The organism is Granulicella sp. S190, from assembly GCF_009766095.1.
Taxonomy (GTDB): Bacteria; Acidobacteriota; Terriglobia; order Terriglobales; family Acidobacteriaceae; genus Edaphobacter.
Map to the genome: position 1 here is coordinate 213,146 of NZ_LMUD01000047.1, position 17,513 is coordinate 230,658.

At 56.3% G+C, this 17,513-nt stretch carries 14 protein-coding genes; 7 read left to right on the forward strand and 7 right to left on the reverse strand.

The features are described 5' to 3' along the window. The first annotated feature begins 84 nt into the window (after positions 1 to 84). The 5 genes from GSQ94_RS20660 to GSQ94_RS20680 all read left to right on the forward strand — a co-directional run bounded on the left by GSQ94_RS20660 (position 85) and on the right by GSQ94_RS20680 (position 5,412). The gene (locus GSQ94_RS20660) at positions 85 to 2,052 is read left to right on the forward strand and encodes a hypothetical protein (protein ID WP_158945944.1); all 1,968 of its coding nucleotides are present in this window, start codon (positions 85 to 87) and stop codon (positions 2,050 to 2,052) included. Between the two features lie 443 nt (positions 2,053 to 2,495). After that, positions 2,496 to 2,999: a 50S ribosomal protein L13 gene (rplM, locus tag GSQ94_RS20665; protein ID WP_158945946.1), complete on the forward strand. Its 504-nt coding sequence runs from the start codon at positions 2,496 to 2,498 to the stop codon at positions 2,997 to 2,999. A gap of 78 nt (positions 3,000 to 3,077) precedes the next feature. Continuing rightward, positions 3,078 to 3,473 (forward strand): 30S ribosomal protein S9, encoded by a 396-nt coding sequence (rpsI, locus tag GSQ94_RS20670; protein WP_158945948.1) that lies wholly within the window; start codon positions 3,078 to 3,080, stop codon positions 3,471 to 3,473. Positions 3,474 to 3,673: 200 nt separating this feature from the next. After that, the gene (rpsB, locus tag GSQ94_RS20675) at positions 3,674 to 4,609 is read left to right on the forward strand and encodes a 30S ribosomal protein S2 (protein WP_158945950.1); all 936 of its coding nucleotides are present in this window, start codon (positions 3,674 to 3,676) and stop codon (positions 4,607 to 4,609) included. Between the two features lie 140 nt (positions 4,610 to 4,749). Next, positions 4,750 to 5,412, forward strand: a complete 663-nt coding sequence (locus tag GSQ94_RS20680) for a translation elongation factor Ts (protein ID WP_158945952.1) — start codon at positions 4,750 to 4,752, stop codon at positions 5,410 to 5,412. Positions 5,413 to 5,540: 128 nt separating this feature from the next. Here GSQ94_RS20680 and GSQ94_RS20685 read toward each other — a convergent pair whose 3' ends face one another. Further along, the gene (locus tag GSQ94_RS20685) at positions 5,541 to 6,500 is read right to left on the reverse strand and encodes a hypothetical protein (protein ID WP_158945954.1); all 960 of its coding nucleotides are present in this window, start codon (positions 6,498 to 6,500) and stop codon (positions 5,541 to 5,543) included. A gap of 477 nt (positions 6,501 to 6,977) precedes the next feature. Then, the gene (locus tag GSQ94_RS20690) at positions 6,978 to 7,442 is read right to left on the reverse strand and encodes a hypothetical protein (protein WP_158945956.1); all 465 of its coding nucleotides are present in this window, start codon (positions 7,440 to 7,442) and stop codon (positions 6,978 to 6,980) included. A 190-nt stretch (positions 7,443 to 7,632) separates the two neighbouring features. Here GSQ94_RS20690 and pyrH point away from each other — a divergent pair, with 190 nt between their 5' ends. Both pyrH and GSQ94_RS20700 read left to right on the forward strand, forming a co-directional pair. Then, positions 7,633 to 8,337: a UMP kinase gene (gene pyrH / locus GSQ94_RS20695; protein ID WP_158945958.1), complete on the forward strand. Its 705-nt coding sequence runs from the start codon at positions 7,633 to 7,635 to the stop codon at positions 8,335 to 8,337. A 243-nt stretch (positions 8,338 to 8,580) separates the two neighbouring features. Next, a complete protein-coding gene (locus tag GSQ94_RS20700) occupies positions 8,581 to 9,765 on the forward strand; it encodes an acyltransferase (RefSeq protein ID WP_158945960.1) in 1,185 nt (394 codons plus the stop codon). 617 nt (positions 9,766 to 10,382) lie between these two features. On the opposite strand, the gene GSQ94_RS20705 is transcribed toward GSQ94_RS20700, so the two are convergent. The 5 genes from GSQ94_RS20705 to GSQ94_RS20725 form a co-directional block, all read right to left on the reverse strand. Beyond that, the gene (locus tag GSQ94_RS20705) at positions 10,383 to 11,180 is read right to left on the reverse strand and encodes a hypothetical protein (protein WP_158945962.1); all 798 of its coding nucleotides are present in this window, start codon (positions 11,178 to 11,180) and stop codon (positions 10,383 to 10,385) included. A gap of 582 nt (positions 11,181 to 11,762) precedes the next feature. After that, positions 11,763 to 12,674 (reverse strand): IS1595 family transposase, encoded by a 912-nt coding sequence (locus tag GSQ94_RS20710; RefSeq protein ID WP_158945964.1) that lies wholly within the window; start codon positions 12,672 to 12,674, stop codon positions 11,763 to 11,765. A gap of 417 nt (positions 12,675 to 13,091) precedes the next feature. Next, complete coding sequence (locus tag GSQ94_RS20715) at positions 13,092 to 14,456, reverse strand: beta-propeller fold lactonase family protein (RefSeq protein WP_158945966.1); 1,365 nt, start codon at positions 14,454 to 14,456, stop codon at positions 13,092 to 13,094. A gap of 105 nt (positions 14,457 to 14,561) precedes the next feature. Then, positions 14,562 to 15,809, reverse strand: coding sequence for a beta-propeller fold lactonase family protein (locus GSQ94_RS20720; protein WP_158945968.1), 1,248 nt, complete (start codon positions 15,807 to 15,809; stop codon positions 14,562 to 14,564). Between the two features lie 462 nt (positions 15,810 to 16,271). After that, positions 16,272 to 17,318: an MlaD family protein gene (locus GSQ94_RS20725; RefSeq protein ID WP_371417595.1), complete on the reverse strand. Its 1,047-nt coding sequence runs from the start codon at positions 17,316 to 17,318 to the stop codon at positions 16,272 to 16,274. Between the last annotated feature and the right edge of the window lie 195 nt (positions 17,319 to 17,513).

Below are 17,513 nucleotides of genomic sequence, written 5' to 3' on the forward strand. Positions count from 1 at the left end.
CGGCATGACATAAAATTCGAAGGTCTGGGCTGCAGGAGCTGTCTCCATCACCCAGCTAGACTCGCCCACCACAGAGGACACTGCATGACCCCAGCTTCCCTCCTGCACTTCATCGAGGCCCTCCTCTGGTGCGCTCTCCTCTTCTTCTCCATCACCGGCTACGGAGCCGTTCTCCTTCGTCTCTTCAACCTCCGCGCCCCCTCCATCCCCCTCGCAGCCTCCAGCGGCTTCGGCGTCGTCATCTTCCTCGGTGGCTGCCTCAATCTTCTCCACGCGATCACCACTCCCATCCTCATCGCCCTCACCCTTCTAGGAGCACTCGCCGTCCTCCTCCTCCGCGGCACCCTCACCGACGAGCAACCAGCCTCAACTCCACTCGCTCAGCACACCTCACTTGCCTCGAAGACCATTCCCGTCCTCCTGATCGTCACCGCCCTCATCTTCGCCATTCGTCTCGCCGCAACCGTCCACTGGCAGTCCTATCAGGCCTCCGACGACTACAACTTCTACCTCGCCGCCCCCGCAAAGATGCTTCAGCTCCACCACTATGCCGCCGACCCCTTCAGCGAGCGCCGCATCATGTCCAGCATCGGCGGCAACTACTTTCTCCAGACCCTCGTCATCGCAATCCTCCCCCTCGCCGACGTCCAGATGGCCGACCGCGCCCTCGGCCTCATCCTCCTCGCCTTCCTCACCTTTGCGCTCTCCGCCCAGTTCCGTCTTAGCCCCATGCAGCGCGCCATCTTCGCGCTTCTCGTCTTCTTTACGCCTCAACTCCAGTTCAACCTCACCTTCGTCATCCTGCCCAGCGCTCTCTTCTTCGCCCTCGTCTACCTCGCTGGTCACCGCAACCTCCTCTCCGAACACCTAACCCTCCAGGCGCTTCTCCTCGGAGCCGTCGCCGGCACCCTCGCCACCACCAAATCCACCTATCTCCCCCACGGAGTCCTCTTCGTCCTCGCCTTCGCCTTCTTTCAGGCACGCCGCCGCGGACTCGCCGCCGCCATCAAAACCACCCTTCTCGCCGCTCTCGCCTGCCTCCTCGTCATGGCTCCCTGGATGATCGCCAGCCACTTCACCTCAGGCACCTGGTTCTACCCCTCCCTCGGCAAAGGCTACCAGTACAGCGCCTACGGCCTCTATCCCGCTCCCAGCGGCGCGGGATCCTCCATCATCCTGCACAAAGTCGTCCCCTTCTGCGCCCCCTTGCTCCTCCTCCTTGCGCTCGAGTGGTTCTGGGGCGACCACGACGAACCCGGCGAAGCCATCATCGCCCTCTCCGCTGCCGGACTCTTCGCCACCCTGCTCGTCGGCATCGGCACCGGCGGAGACTCGGTCCGCCGCTACAACTATCCCTGCATCATCCCCGCGATGCTCCTGCTCTACGCCGTCTTCAGCCGCCGCCGCAACCGCGCCCCCGCAGCACGCCAGTGGCTCCTCCTCCAGACCCTCACCATCCTCTTCATCGCCTACACCGCCATCACCACCTGGCGCCAGAAGTTCAGCAACGAATACGACCAGATCCCTCTCGGCCTCAAGGCCGGCCTGCGCGACACCCCCATCGTCCCCGCCACCGTTACCGCCGAGTACGCTGCAGTCCAGCGCTCCATCCCTACCGGCGGCGGTGTCCTCATCACCGTCAATAACCCCTTCCTCTTCGACTTCCGGACTCACAACATGAGCATCGCCGACTATCCCGGAGCCGCCAGCCTCCCCCCAGGCTGGCCCTCCCACGGAGACGGCGAAGACCTCGCCCGCTACCTCCTCGCCAACCACCTCCGCTACCTCGTCTACTCCTACGCCGACTTCGCAGGCTTCGACGCCGGAGCACCCCACGTCATCGCCGACCCCACCCGGACCCAGTGGATTCACAGCGAGGCCAGAATCACCCTCCGCTCCCATCAGCAGTACGCAGAACTCGCCAAAACCCGTCGCACCCTCTACGACGACGGCCAAATGTACGTCCTGGACCTTGCCCAGCCCGTTGGTCGAAATTATCTACCCCCGACCAGCGGGAGGACCACGCGAAGCGGTACACAAGTCACGAAGTGACCGCCCCGCGCGCAGCGGGCAGTTGTCCTTTATCATCGAAATCGAAACTACAATCCCAACAAATCCTTGACGCAGCCCCGGACACGCCGGTAAGATTAAACCTCGCGCAGTCTCGCGCTTGTACGCCCGTGTCTGTATCGGTCCCAGGCGACTCAGGTTTCAGAGACATCCGTGGTGGATCCACTAGGGAGCAGCTCTCAACACAGCCGCCCCTGAAGCACCCATCCCATAGGTTGTGCGTACCCCAGCTGTAGTTTAGCTGTCGTTCAGGTCAAGCGGGCCACTCCGCGTGTTTGGAGAGAAACTCTCTCCCTTCCCGCTTATCGCCTCGCTCTGGGCAAAAGTTTTCCCCGTTTCTCTTATTGGCGAACCATCAACCTGCACCTCTTCTTCCTGCACCACGCCGAACATGGAAGACGGCAGAAACAAGGAGTAACCCAACGATGTCCACCACCATACCGAGCGGCAAAGATATTAAGCGCAAGTGGTTTGTGCTCGATGCCAGCGGCAAGACCCTCGGCCGCCTCGCCACCCAGGCCGCCTCTATCCTCGCCGGCAAGCTCAACGTCCTCTACACCCCCTACATCGATATGGGCGATCACGTCATTATCATCAATGCCGAAAAGATCGTTCTGACCGGCCTCAAGTCTGACCAGAAGCTCTATCGCCGCTACACCGGCTTCCCCGGTGGTCTCCGCGAAGAGTCCTTCGTCAAGCTCCTCGCCCGTCGCCCCGAAGCCATCGTCGAGCAGGCAGTCAAGGGTATGCTCCCCAAGAACAAGATGGGACGCCAGATGGCCACCAAGCTCAAGGTCTACAAGGGCAGCCAGCATCCTCACCTCGCCCAGCAGCCCGTTGCCATGGACTTCCATGCCAGCAACGCGCCAAAAGTTCTCACGTCGAAGGTCATGGTGCCAACGCACCCGGCTCACTCGCTCGAAGGCTAAGCGTCTCCTCCTGCTTCTGCAGGAGCTAACGAAGGTTGGGGCAAATAGCCCCGGGTTCTATCAAGTTCAAGGAGCACCATGGCAGATCTGATTCAGTACTACGGAACCGGCCGTCGCAAGTCCTCGATCGCACGCGTCTTCCTGCGTCCGGGCAGCGGCAAATTCACCGTCAACAAAAAAGAGTGTGACGTCTACTTCGTCACCGCACAGCAGCGCGCAGCCGCCAAGCGCTCGCTCGGCATCGCCGACATCGGCGAGACCTTCGACGTCATCACCACCGTAAAGGGTGGCGGCGTCATGGGCCAGGCCGACGCAGTCAAGCTCGGCATCGCACGCGCCCTCATGGTTTTCAACCCCGAGCTCCGCAAGACGCTCAAGGCAGAAGGCCTCGTTACCCGCGACTCGCGTGGTAAAGAGCGCAAGAAGTACGGTCAGAAGGGCGCTCGCGCTCGCTTCCAGTTCAGCAAACGCTAATTGGATGCTGCTCTTGGCCGTTAGCTCTTAGCTTCTAGCTAAAAGCTAACGGCCAAAAGCTAACAGCTGGCTTTTCGCATCACCCGCAGGCTTCAACCCTTGCGGCAAGGAGTCAAATCTCCCGAGCCGGTCTCGTCCGGTAAAGGATCAATCCAGGCACCGGCACCACGGTACCGGCTGTCTTAAACCAAGGAGCTACATTGGCAAACATTACGATGAAAGAACTTCTCGAAGCGGGCGTTCACTTCGGGCATCAGACCAAGCGCTGGAACCCCAAGATGAAGGAGTACATCTTCGGCGAGCGCAACGGCATTTACATCATCGACCTGCAGAAGACCCTCAAGATGTTCAAAGAGGCCTCCAAGTTCGTCACCGACCTCACCTCGACCGGCAAGCTCATCCTCTTCGTCGGCACCAAGCGCCAGGCTCAGGACGCGATCGCCGAAGAAGCGACCCGCGCCGGCATGCCCTACATCAACAGCCGCTGGCTCGGTGGTCTCCTCACCAACTGGGTCACCGTGCAGAAGTCCGTCAAGCGCCTCACCGAGCTCGACGACATGTCCACCGATGGCCGCTACGAGCTCCTCACCAAGAAGGAAGTCATCAAGCTCGAGCGCGAGCGCAAGCACCTCACCACCAACCTCGCCGGTATCAAGACCATGAAGCGCCTTCCCGACGCCATCTTCGTCGTTGACTCCAACAACGAAGCCATCGCCGTCGCCGAAGCCCGCAAGCTCGGCATCCCGGTGGTCGCCGTCGTCGATACCAACTGCGACCCCACCGTTGTCGACTACGTCATCCCCGGCAACGACGACGCCCTCCGCGCCATCCGCCTCTTCACCACGAAGATCGCTGACTCGGCCTACGAAGGCGTCCAGATGGTCTCCGAGAAGGCCTTCGCCACCGAGTCTTCTGACGTTCAGCCCCTCGAAGTCTCCCCCGAGCACATCGGCGAAGACGGAGAGATCGAAGGCGTAGAAGCTCACGCCACTGTCGAGCCCACCGAAGCTGTCGCCGAAGAAGACGAAACCGTCGACCTCGCTGCAGTCCTCGGCGGAAACATCCGCAAGGCGCCTTCCGCTGCCACCGAGCCCGAAGCCGAGTCCGAGGCTGTCTCCGCTCAGGCCGCCGTCTAGTCGCTCTTCATGTCGAGAGGTTGCCACCAGGAAAGGGCAGGGCATTAGCCGTGCCGTAACCGCCTCTTGTTAGTTTAGTGGGGCGCGGGCATTCAGCCCGCGCCCCCTTTCGCAGAAAACGTCACCAAAGGAAACTCACAATGACTGAAACCGCCGTAAAGATCGACGCAAAACTCGTCAAGGAACTCCGCGAAAAGTCCGGCGCCCCCATGGGCGACTGCCTCAAGGCCCTCCAGGAAGCAAAAGGCGACATGGAAGATGCCTTCGTCGTCCTCCGCAAGCGTGGCATGGCCTCGGCCGCAAAGAAAGCCAGCCGCACCACCAATGAGGGCGCAGTCGGAACCTACATCCATGCCGGCGGCAAGATCGGCGTTCTCATCGAGCTCAACTGCGAGTCCGACTTCGTAGCCCGCACCGATGAGTTCCAGGAGCTCCTCCGCGACATCGCCATGCACATCGCCGCCGTCGACCCGCGCTTCGTCAGCCGCGAAGACGTCACCGAAGCTGACCTTGAGCGCGAGAAGGATGTCTACCGCGCCCAGGCCGCTGCCTCCGGCAAGCCCGCCGAGATCATCGAGAAGATGCTCACCGGCAAGCTCGCCAAGTTCTACGAAGAGTTCTGCCTTCTCGACCAGCCCTTCATCAAGGAAGCCTCGCAGACCATCGGCCAGCTCATCGCATCGAAAGTCGCGAAGCTCGGAGAGAACATCAGCGTCCGCCGCTTCGCCCGCTTCAAGGTAGGCGCAGCCGACTGGACCGTAGCCCAGACCAAGGCAGCCGCAACCGACGAAGCCTCTGCATAATATGTAACCATCACTAGAACAATAAGCCCGGGCCACCAGCCAGGGCTTTTCTTTCGCCGATCACTTGGCGAAGCCGGTATACAAGTCACGAAGGGACCGCCCCGCGCGCAGCGGGCACTTCGCCGAATCTAACGCGAAGAGACCGAGTACTGCACCAGCACCCCATTCACAAAGTCAGCCCGCACACTCTCATCCCTGCTCTTATACGTGCACGTGGTCATCGACATCCCATTCTCCGTCCGGTCATGCGCCTCCACCGCCGGCCCATACAGAGCCTCCACCTGCTCTCGCGTCATGCCCTTCTTCAAGCCCTGCGCCGGATCGCCGCCCTGATCCGAAGGACGCACGGCCAGCCCCGGAGCACCACTAGGCGCACCCGCCGGAGGGCCGCCTCCACCATCCCCCGGAAACGAAACATACTGGGCCAGCGCACTCTCAATCACCTGCGGCGTCAGCGAGTCACCCATCCCTCTCGCATCCAGCTTGATGTTGAACCGCGACCCGCCCTGCTGCCGCTTCATCGCCACCTGCCCCGCTTTTCTCTCGGCAGTGTCTTGGGCTCTCTCGCGGTCGATCCTATCCCGCCTCTCCCTCTGCGACCTCACATAATCGAGCTCCCGCTGCAGAGACCGCCGCCTGTCCGGATCGCTCTCGTTGCTGATCTGGTTCTCCAGATCCTTCTCCCTGTCGCTCTTGCCCGTAGAGGTAAAGTGCACCGACGTATCAGAGTCGTCTCTCGCCGTCCCAAATCCCCCACCGCCAAGCTGAAACTCGACATTGTCTTTGTTCACCTTTACCTTCGTCACCATCACCGTATCGCCGTTTCGCACCGACACGCCAAACTGCTTCAGCCGGTCCCCATAGCTCTTCGTATCCATTGGCGGCTGCCGGTTCGGGTAGATATCCACCCCCTTCTGCGTCCCCGGCATATCGATCTTCACCACCACCTGCTTGCCCTCAAAGTAAGGCGAGAGCGCATCCGGATTCTGCGCCACGGCCCTCGGTACAACCGTAAAGGCAACCGCGATCGCAGCCGCAAAACCAAGTCGCAGGCAAGACTCTTCGAACCAGCATTGAAACCGACGCATAGCACTCTCCAGAATCGACAGGAAACGAAAAAGGGCCCAAGTAAAGATGTGATTGAAGACGAAAGTATCATAGCCTCCACGGCAACACCGCTTGCCGTCGGCCAAATCATGTCAAGCCCCGAACCCTCAAATACCCGCGTCAATCAAGGGGTATCCCGTGGCATAGGAATTAGCTTGAACAACGTAAACTGGATTCAGTATCAAAGAAGGCCTCGGGACAACCCGAGGCCTTTTCACTAGCGTACAAGTCGTTGAAAACAAATATTTTGTGCGTAACTCATTTGATGCCAATATTTTGCAGTCTGGGGGTGCCTGTAGCTTCAACAAAAGAAAAGACATCCTCCCAAAATACCCCAAGGGGGAGGGGGGAGGGAAGGGAGACACAAGAAGAAGGGAAGCATCGACTTCGATCCTTCTGTCAGGGCAAACAAAAGAGGGAAGCCAAAGGCTCCCCTCTTTCTTCTACAGGCGATACCGTTACTCCCAGTGAGCCGTACGCTGCGCATTGTCGACAATCGTATGCGCGTAGTCGATGTGTCCGATCGCACGATCACGAAGCCCATGCGCCTGCGGAACATCCTCTGCATGCTCCAGATCACGGTGAGCTGCAAACAGAAGTTCATTCGCCTTGCGGAACCGGTCATGTGGGCTCAGCCCTGTATCGATGTGGAACGGGTCATTCAATCCCTTGCCGTCATCGATGGCCGCATGCTTGATCTCGTCGATCGCAGCATCGATATGGTGAATCGCCTCATTGTCCTCGCGCTTCACCGGTGCCCAGGCCCATCCGTCGTTCAGGTAGTGCCGTGCCGCGCGCAGATCGCTCAGGGCATGCAGGTAAGCCGGGTGAGGCCCCGGAACCTCCTGTGCCTGTATCGTCATCGGCGCTGCTGCCGTCACCAGTCCAGCTGTCAAAATCATCAAACGTACCTTGCTGACCATCTTTCTTTCTCCTTGGGCTGCGTTGTGTCGTGCCCGCAACCTGCAATACCCACCTTACTCGGCAAAGTTGTGCACAATCACTCTCCGTCGCCACCAAGTTGTAAACAAAATTGTCCTCCGGACCGTCTATGGCAGCGAATTTATCGCCGGCATTCCCGGTCGCCCTCAGCATGCGATACTTAGTTCTGACATGTACAAAAGAGTGCTCCTCAAGATCTCTGGCGAAGCCTTGGCTGCAGGCAAAGGCTTCGGCATCGACGCCGTCTTCATCCACAAAATTGCCGCCGAGATCGCCGCCGTTCATGCCCTCGGCTGCGAGATAGGCATCGTCGTCGGCGGAGGCAACTTCTTCCGCGGAGTCGCCCAGCAAGCCATCGACATGGACCGCGTCGCCGCCGACCACATGGGCATGCTCTCCACCGTCATCAACGCCATCGCCCTCCAGGACGCCATCGAGAAGCTTGGCCTCTTCTGCCGCGTCATGTCCGCCATCGAGATGCACGAGGTCGCCGAACCTTACATCCGCCGCCGCGCCATGCGCCACCTCGAGAAGAACCGCATCGTCATCTTCGCCGCCGGCACCGGCAACCCCTTCTTCTCCACCGACACCGCCGCCAGCCTCCGCGCCATGGAGATCAAGGCAGACATCCTACTCAAGGCCACCTCGGTCGACGGCATCTACACCGCCGACCCCAAAAAAGACGACACTGCCACCAAGTTCGACGAGATCACCTATAGCGAGATGCTTCGCCTCAACCTCCGCGTCATGGACACCACCGCCGTCTCCCTCTGCCGCGACAACAACATGCCCATGATGGTCTTCAGCATGCGGGAGTCCGGCAACATCGTCCGCGTCGTAAGCGGCGAAAAGATAGGCTCCCTGGTCACAGCGTAACCGCCGTAATCGGTTGTCGTTGCCTGTTCTTTTGTTGTCATCCCGTAGGGATCTGCTGTTGTCCTTGTCGTTTTTGACCGTCTTCTCCCATAAAGAGGAGATATCCACAATCCCCAACCCACGCCCAAAACTCAATACCTGCGAATTATGTCGTCTTCCCACTCCGCATCCGCGTCAAAACCTAAGAAACAGCGTTAGATCAAGTTAAGATCCACAGCATCCCATACAAGCAGGACGAATCGTGTGAATCCGAGCCTTCTGGAACTAGAGACCGAGCAGCCGCGAAGCCCTGCCCCGTCACCCGCGGCCCACACCACCCGCAAGCCGCCTCTGCCGGCCCTCACCGGCATCCGCACCCTTCTCGCCATCTTCATCATCCTCTTCCACTTCACCCCTCCGCATCTGGGACTTCTCTATCCCATCATCGACAACGGCTATGTCTTCGTAGGCGTGTTCTTCCTCATCTCCGGCTACGTCCTTACCTATAACTACGCCGACCGTGCTCAGACCTTGGTCAAGCGCGAGTTCTGGCTCGCCCGCTTCTCCCGCCTCTACCCCGTCTACCTGCTCGTCCTCCTCCTCTCCTTCCGTATGGTTCAGGATGAGTGGCACGCCCGCTCCCACTTCGATTTCTGGCAGGGAATGATTCTCACCCCCCTCGTCCTTCAGGGCTGGAGCCCCTCCGTCGCCACCTTCTGGAACACCGTCGCCTGGACCCTTTCGAGCGAAGTAGTTCTCTACGCAGCCTTCCCGTGGTTGATCCGTCTCCCATGGCCGAGGAGGCCGATCCACCTCATCCTTCTCCTCCTCGCGCTATGGATCATCGGTCTCGCGCCCCACTCCCTCTACCTCCTGCTAAACCCAGACCACATCATCGGCCCGGTAGACCGTTACAGCTCCACCCAACTCATCCGCTTCCTCAAGTACACCCCACTCCCCTACGCCTGCACCTTCCTCATCGGCGTCACCCTGGGCAAGCTGCAGCACACCCTCACCATCCCCCCCCGCCACCGTCTGCTTCTCTCCGCCGTAAGCCTGACCCTCATTGGATTTTTCTTCTACACGGTCGTTCTTCACACACCGTACCTTCTAATGCACGGGGGCCTAATGACCCCTGTCTTCGCAGCTCTTGTCCTCGGCCTTAGCGGCCCTCATCCAATCTCGGCGTTCTTTTCATGGCGTCCTCTTTTGCTGGTTGGTGAGAGCAGCTACTGTCTCTATCTTCTCCACTTCAACGTATTCCAACTCCTCCACACCTACCACGTACCCGAGCATCTACATATGGTCGCCTTCGACCCCTGGCTCTCCTACGCAATCCTCATCCTTCTAGCACTGGCCACCTTCCACTTTGTAGAAGCGCCCGCCCGTAAAGCCATCCTTGGCCGTTTCTCCCGCAAAACTCGTCCGCTCTCCCCAGTCGCGTCCTAGCAGGATCGACAGAGGCCACGACCAAAATCTGTCATTAGATCTGTCATTTCGACTGAAGCGGACAGCTTTGTCCTGCGCAGTGGAGAAACCTGCTTTGCCGCTACCGGTTCAAACTAGGCGGGTGACGAATACGGATGTTTTGGCCTTGCCTATCCTTTTTGTTATCTCCCAGGGATCTACTGTTGTTGTCTGTATTTTGTTGTCATCCCGCAGTGATCTGCTGCTGTCGTTGTTGACTCACAGTTGCAACCAACCGTCGCCAGCCATCGATCCCCGAGAATTCCTGTCAAGCCCCCAAGAAGCAAATCACTGCTTCAGGCAACGACAAATGCGTGGCGTATTAGTTTCTCTGCCTTCGCTATACTTGAAACAGAGTTCAAACAGATACCCTCGGACATTAATCCGAGGGTATCTTTGTTTGTACAGGCAGCTGGAACGTGTCACCCGTAACGCATTTGTTTGGAATATTTTAGGCGTAACCCTTTTTGAATGAATATTTTGCAGAGGTAAGTATCCCCACATGTAAGGTACACTCAAAATACCGTCACAGGGCAGCTAAGAGATGTCTTGTAGTCATCTCTATTTTGGCGCTTCTTTGTAGGGTTCAAGACGACAGCCTATGGCTTTTTTCCGATGCATATTCTCAGTATTTCCTCCCCGGGGTCGGGGTCGAGCACTCCTTTTGTGACATTATTTTCTTCCGGAGGAGCGATGCTGGAACCGATCATTTGGCTCAAAACAATGCCAGCGCGTAACTTCTGCGACAAAGAAGGAAATGGCTTCACTTGGAGTTCTGCGAGCGATTCTTTTTCGGTGACATGTACCGCTATCCCCGTATCCAAGCAAGATGGAACCATTTCTCCCTTCTCCCCTGCGGCGAAGACTGTCTTCATTGTCGGAATGCCAATATTCATGCCAGCTGGCTGTACTCGGATCCAACCAGCATCTTTCAATGCTTGGGCGACGATCACTGAAAACCTATTGGATTCATCATCCATGAATGCATTAATGGTGAAGTCCGTTCCCTTGAACGGTTTGAGCCCAGTGACTAATTCATCTTTGCGAACAAGAGAACGTGGCGTCTTGATAGCACTCAATTTAGCCTCCGCTGTAGCTTCTCGTTGTGTTGAGTCTGCTAAGCGTTGCTCTGCATCAGCTAGTCGCGATACCGCATCTGCGGCTTGCTTCTTGGCAGATACGATATCTGACTCGAAAGAGTCTGCTTCTTTTCTTGCACCAGCCGCCAAGATTGTCGCTACCGCTGAAGATTTAACCGCCTCGCCAGATTTGGTTGACGCGTCTTTGGCGGAAGTATCTGCTGCTCCTGCGGAGGCTTTGGCTTGGAATGCTGACGTGCCAGCATCGCGCAACAAATCAATGTTTATGGATTGGATATTCTCGTCATCCCTGTTCACGTCCCTGTCTATCCAAAACTCTCCAGCCACTCCAACTGAAACGATGATCCAACCGATCAGTCCGATAAACGTAATCCAGTATGGCCCATGTTCAGCTACAGGTTTTTTCTCAAACGCTTAATGGCATTGGAGATTTCATATACCAGTTCGGGGCCCTCTAATATGACTCCAACAGCGACTAGCTGTGTCACGAACAAAAGATGGGAGAAATCAACCTTACGTGCGTTGTCCCATACGTTTCTACTGTCCTCCAAAGCTTTTATTGCTTGGGGAGAAAGCCCATCCATGAGTGAAGCTAAAGACATCAACGAGGACAACGGGCGAATTAGTTCATTTGATAGACACATGATCGTGCTCACCTTAGTGTTCATCGTTGTTATTGCATGGAGGGTTAGGGCCGAATGGCACTAGGCTATGTGCCATAATCCTAGCTAGGGAATTATATGAGTCCTTCACCAAAGCTGACCAAAGAAGAGAAGCAGAACGGGAAACGCAAGTTTCTCACCCCTCTCCCGCAAACGTTGGAGGAGTCGGAGATGCACCCTATCACCGTGGAAATGTTCACACGACTTGTAAAGAAAGCTATTCCGCCTTCGCCACAACCTGATCCAGCAAAGACTTAAACATCGGCTGGTTATCCATTCGGCGGTTGTAGCGGAACGAGTATTCATCGCAGTAAGACTGCAAATACTTGGTGCTTACCGAGTGGTATACGCCTTCGATCCCACGCTTCAATAGGCTCCAGAAGCCTTCAATCGTCTGGGTGTGAATGTGCCCCATCACATAAATGCCAGCCGTATGGTTGATGCGCTCATGCTTGTAGTTATTGCCCATCCATCGCACGTTATCGTATGAGGAATAGGAGTCCGTGTAGACGGTGCTCTTGGGCAGCACACGCTCTGCGACTATGGGCATGAGGGTCTTCTCTTTCACATCCGCGACCACGCGAGTGATGACGCGCCCCTTGCGCTCGACAATCCCAAAGATGGGCTGCTTGTCCTTGTACTTGCCTTCGGTACGCTTGTTGGCGTGCTGGTTCTTTTTCGGTGCGCCGTGAAATGTTTCATCCATCTCAACCGGGCCGGACAGCACGAGGTCTTCCGACATCAGAGTACGAATCTGTTTGAACATGCGCCATGCCGTCTTGTAGGTGACGCCGCACTCGCGCTGTATCTGCTTTGCGCTGATCCCGCAGCGCGTAGCCGACATGAGGTACATTGCATAGAACCAGAGCCGCAGGGACGTGCTGGACTTCTCGAATATTGTTCCAGCCATCGGCGAGATGTAGGTTCCACAGTAGTCGCAGGCATACGCCTTTTTGGTGGCGATCCGGTGGTGCTTGCGCTCCACTTTGCAGTAAGAGCAAATAGCAAGTGATCCGGGATAGCGTTGCTCCATCAGCCAATCTAAGCAAGCATTGTCATCCACGAATTGTTTGTTGAAGTCGTTGATTGTAAAGCGACGTTCGGCGGGAATGGGCTGAGGAATCTTCATGGCAAGACTAGTGTCCCACAAATATTACCTTACGTCAAGGGATACTTACCTTTGCAGACAGTGGTGTCGCATAAATCGATGATAATAATAGGCTTCCGCGCAAGATACCCCCCAAGGGGGGAGGGGGGTACCCCTGTGTAGGGTTGGGATAACGGAAGGCAGAAGAGGTACGGAAGAGTGACGCGAGAGGCCTTCCAATCTGTCTTGTTTAGGGCACGGCTTCAGCTATGACGCAAGAGCTTTGGTTGAATTGCGGCTTTATCGGCTGAGGTCCGCTTTTCGCTTTCGGGGTATCTTTTCGTCACCCTTGATGTCCCACAAGGGACATCAAGGCAAACCGGAAGAGTGCCATCGGCCCCATTGGGAACGCAAAAAGCCCCGCAGCTGCGGGGCTTTTTGCTAGGACATAGCAGCCTATTACTCGACGATGATTTGCGTCGGGTGAGAACCATTTGCCACTGCCACTGCGCAGGTAGGCAATGCGCCTGATGGGAACGGCGTATTCTGCACCTGCTTCAACGTCCCGTTTTGTGGGGCCAGTTGGAACGCTGAGACGTCGCCTTCTAGGTTATTCGGCACGTAGAGGTAAATCCCCAGAGCCGGCTCGACCGTTACGCACATGGGACCTGTTCCCGTTGCGGTCGACGCGGAGCCAACAGCTCCAGTTGGCATTCCTGAAGTGGCATCAAGCGTGTATGCCCCGACAGTCCCCGAGGAGAAGTTCGCCACATAGAGGAATTTACCTCGCGGATCGATGGTGACTCCCAACGGGAATATACCAGTGGCGAACGGGCTGTTGTTCATTGGGGTCAGCGAACCATCTGCATTGGCAGTCTTCCCAAACAGCAGATTCTGAGCCTGATCGGTGACATAGACAAAGCGCGAAGACGGGTCCTCAGCAATAGCGCTTGGCGTCGTTCCCGCGCCAAAGCCCGTGGCTACAGTCTTACCTGTGGAATCGGTAGTGATCGTGGTTCCGTTCGTAGGAGTCAAAGCTCCTGTCGCCATGTTCTGCGAAAAGCCAAGCAAAGCAGCCTTCGGAGTCGTGATGCTCTCCTGATCTATGACGTACACAAAAGAGGTCTGGAAACCTGGCCCCGAACCGTCGGTCAAAGTGCAACCTGGATTACCAGCGTTATATGAGGCTGCAGGTTCGCAGCGCGGACGGCTAACCTCAATACCCACGGGCGTATTCCCGACCGGGACATAGTTCAGCGTGGGAGTGGAGGGAGTAGTTCCGATCGTCGTATTCGCCACAGCGGTTCCAAGCGAACCGTCCTTATTAATTGGGAAGATCGTTACACCGCCAGGTCCGGGCGCGGCGGTCGAATAAAGTTGCTGCCCTTGAGGGCCAAGCTGGTACTGAAAGGTGACATAGAGGAAGGCTCCTGCTGCATCTATCGCAACAGAAGTAGCGTTGCTTCCTGTCACGTTATAGGTGTTTTGCAAGTAGATCTTGCCGTCCGTTCCAATCGAATACTCGCCGATGGTCGAATCGTCGTGATTTACGACATACAGGTTCAATCCGTTCGGCGAGGCTACCAAGGTGAACGGATTTCTTCCCGCTGGTATTGGAGAATCCGCCAGTGGCGTCAACGATCCAATCTGGAAGTCCACTGCGTATGCATTGATTCCGCCGTTAGGGGAGGAACTCGTCAACGGTTTTGCTGTCGTTACGTACACATACGCCAGCGTGTAGTCGCGGCTGCACGCCGTTACGCTCACCAACGCAAAAGACAAAATCGAGGCCACTGTCCCGCGGCCCATCTTATTCCACTTCATGCTTACCTGACTCCAGGGCAAATCGTTTCCGCCCATCCTGCTGTCCCGATACTCAGGATTCATGAAGACATCCCGTCCTTGTTCTCCAACTGCCGACCCGGCCAGCTAGTCTACGTTTCCGCTTATTGCAAGACACGTTGCTTGTCCCGTCGCTGTGAACTTGGATCCTCGACGAAGATCTGATAATTGGCCGAGCGTTGAGATCTGCTTACCTGTTACAGTCCCATCGCCATTTGAAGTGTAAACATATTGATTGGACGGATCCTCCGCCATACAGACTGGACCTGCTCCGACTGTATAGGGATTATTGCCAGGATCGCTCAACTCCTGCAGGGTTGAATTCGTTTGAATCGTAAATGCTGAGATCGAACTGTTAGGATTCGTTGTATCGGTCGTCGACTGATTTAGCACATACAAGTGTGTGGAAGTCTTCTTCTCTACCAACGAATAAACCGGATTTGCAGCAGGCGCAATGTTCGCCACCGCTCCGCCAGTAATTGTATTCAACGAGCATGTGGCAGCTCCAACCGTGTAGGGAAGAACCTGTCCAGGGCTGTTCTGGTTAGGTGCTCCTGCATCGGTGATATAGATGCCGCTTCCACCCGCGATAATCGAGGTAGGCGTTACCGCTCCCGAATTGAACTTCTGTGTGGTCGTGAATGTCAATTGCCCGGCTGTCCCTACCGCGTAAGGAGAAACCGTCTGGTCCGCCGTGTTCAGAGTAAACAGGCATCCACCCGAAACCGCCATCATTGTCGGTGTTTGACCCACCGCGAAGTAAGTCTGCTGCAGGCCAGTATTTCCCTGCGCCTTGACCTGCTGGTTGAGCACCAATGTTAGCCGACCGGTATTCGGATCAATCGAGAAAACAGTGATGCTGCCATAGCAAGAAGTCGAGGAGAAGCCTGGAAGGGTCGAATCGCAAATCGCATCTTTCGCAACTTGATCCAGAACGTAGAGGAAGTTACCCGTGCTGTCGTTGGCTGCCCATACAGGAGTGGTTCCCTGACTTTGGAAGCACTGCTGGAAGGTAAGAATACCTTGGCCGCCAACACTGAACTCGCTGATACTGCCTGCGGTCCCGCAAGGGAGGCCAGCAGCTGGGCCGTTGCCGCCGCCCTTATTCACGACGTATACAAATCGGCCGCCGGGCTTCACCACGATCGAGACGGGATTAGCTCCGCCGGAAGTAAACGGCGAATGAGGAATCGCTGTCAGGTTTCCCGTAAAGTCATCGATCTTGAAGCCTGCGATCTGGTTGTATTGCGTTCCAAGAACCCACATGAACCCGATCGTGCCGCCACCGCACGCTGTCATGCCTAGACCCATCGCCACGGACACTACCAAGGCCATTGAAACCCGGCCAATCCTGCTCAACTTCATGCGCTTCCTTAATCCTCGCCAGTGGGCGCTTGCCGTCCACTTTTTGCTGCGAGCAACTCTGTAGGGTACGATTCCTTCGCTTATTGTAGAAGCTGTCGCGACTTTGTGCCACTTGTAGCTGTTCATTCTGGCCGATCTGTCCTTCGGGGCACGGTCACCAACCTTATGGTTACCGCCAATTCCCTCGCCGTAAAAGACGTCCTGCCGAAGCTGGATCTCTTTTGAGATCGGTTCTCTATCAGACGCGGCAAATAATTAGAAGGTAGGCGGCATCGATTCAACTCAGCAGGCGAAAGGAGAGCCAGAGGGCTAGTGCAGAGCTTCGATGAGTCTCGCAGAATTCGGCCGGAAGGTAGAACTATGCGATGTTGCCGGAGACAAAAAAGCGGGCTCAGGCCAAAGCGTGGACCCGCTTTCTGTCTTCTCTTCTTTCTAGAAAATCTTCAGATGAATCGTAAGGTATTTTTTCGGATCGCTTCGAATTGTCGTCACTAGATCCGTACTCGCCGTTAACAGCTTATTCAGATTCGTGTAAGCGGCATCGTCGGTTGCCAGTTTGCCCAGCGTACCTCGGCCATCGTTCACCCCGGATACCAGTGAGTTCACCTGGGTCAGCGTATTGCTCAGATCTTGTCGAAACTTGGGATCTTTCAGCATTAAGCCAATGCCACCTTTACCCGCATCTGCGTCAGCGAGCAATGAGTTCGCGTGTGCCAGCGTTGAGTTTAGGTTTTTGTAGAGAGAATCATCCTTTAGCAACTTACCAGCAGTTCCCTGGCCACTATCCACTGTATTCGCGATGCTTTCCAACTTCGCAGCCGTAGCATCGAGGCGATTGTAGAGGGTATCATCCGTCATCAGCTTGCCGATCGATCCGCGCCCTGCGTTCAAGTTCTTTTCCAGCTTCAGCAACTCGTCGACAGTATTATTCGCTTTGTTGTACAAGTCTGGGTTGTTGATTAACTGTCCGATCGAACCTTTGCCAGACTGAATGTTATCGACGATGATATTCATCTTCGCCAGAATCACATTCAGGCTTTCGATAGTTCCCTGGCTAGCCTTCACTACATCAGTCAGGCTAGGCGTCTCCAGTGTCTTCAGCACATCCCCATCCTGAAGCGGTGGGCCCACTGCAAACTGGCTATTGATATCAACCACCGTATCGCCCAGCACCCCTACCGTCGACAACGAAGCCTTCGAATCTTTTTTCAGATTGGTGGTGAACTTGTCGTTCATCTTCATTACAACCTTCACGGGCGTCAGTTTATGCTCAGGCGAGTTGTCGATGGTCACCGACTTGACCGTTCCGATCGTTACACCCTCCAGGTTCACTGCAGCGCCCGTTTTCAGGCCAGCTGAGTTTTCGAAGTAGGTCAATACCGTCAATTTATGCGAAAAGATTCCCAGCCCCGACGAACTTGTCATCAGGAACAGAAGTGTCACCAGCACAACTGTGGAAATCAGTACAATCACGCCCACCTTCAACTGCGACCACCGAACCTCCTGCTGGCTGGGCATAGCTCTCCTTTAGGTCCTTCTTGCGACAATCTACCGACTACCGATACAACATCACACCGGTGTCTCCTGTCTGTCACGCAATTAGGGTGTCAGTAATTAGGAGGATACATTACCCTTAGTCCCGAGTACCTTATGAAAACTATGGGGATTCCGTTG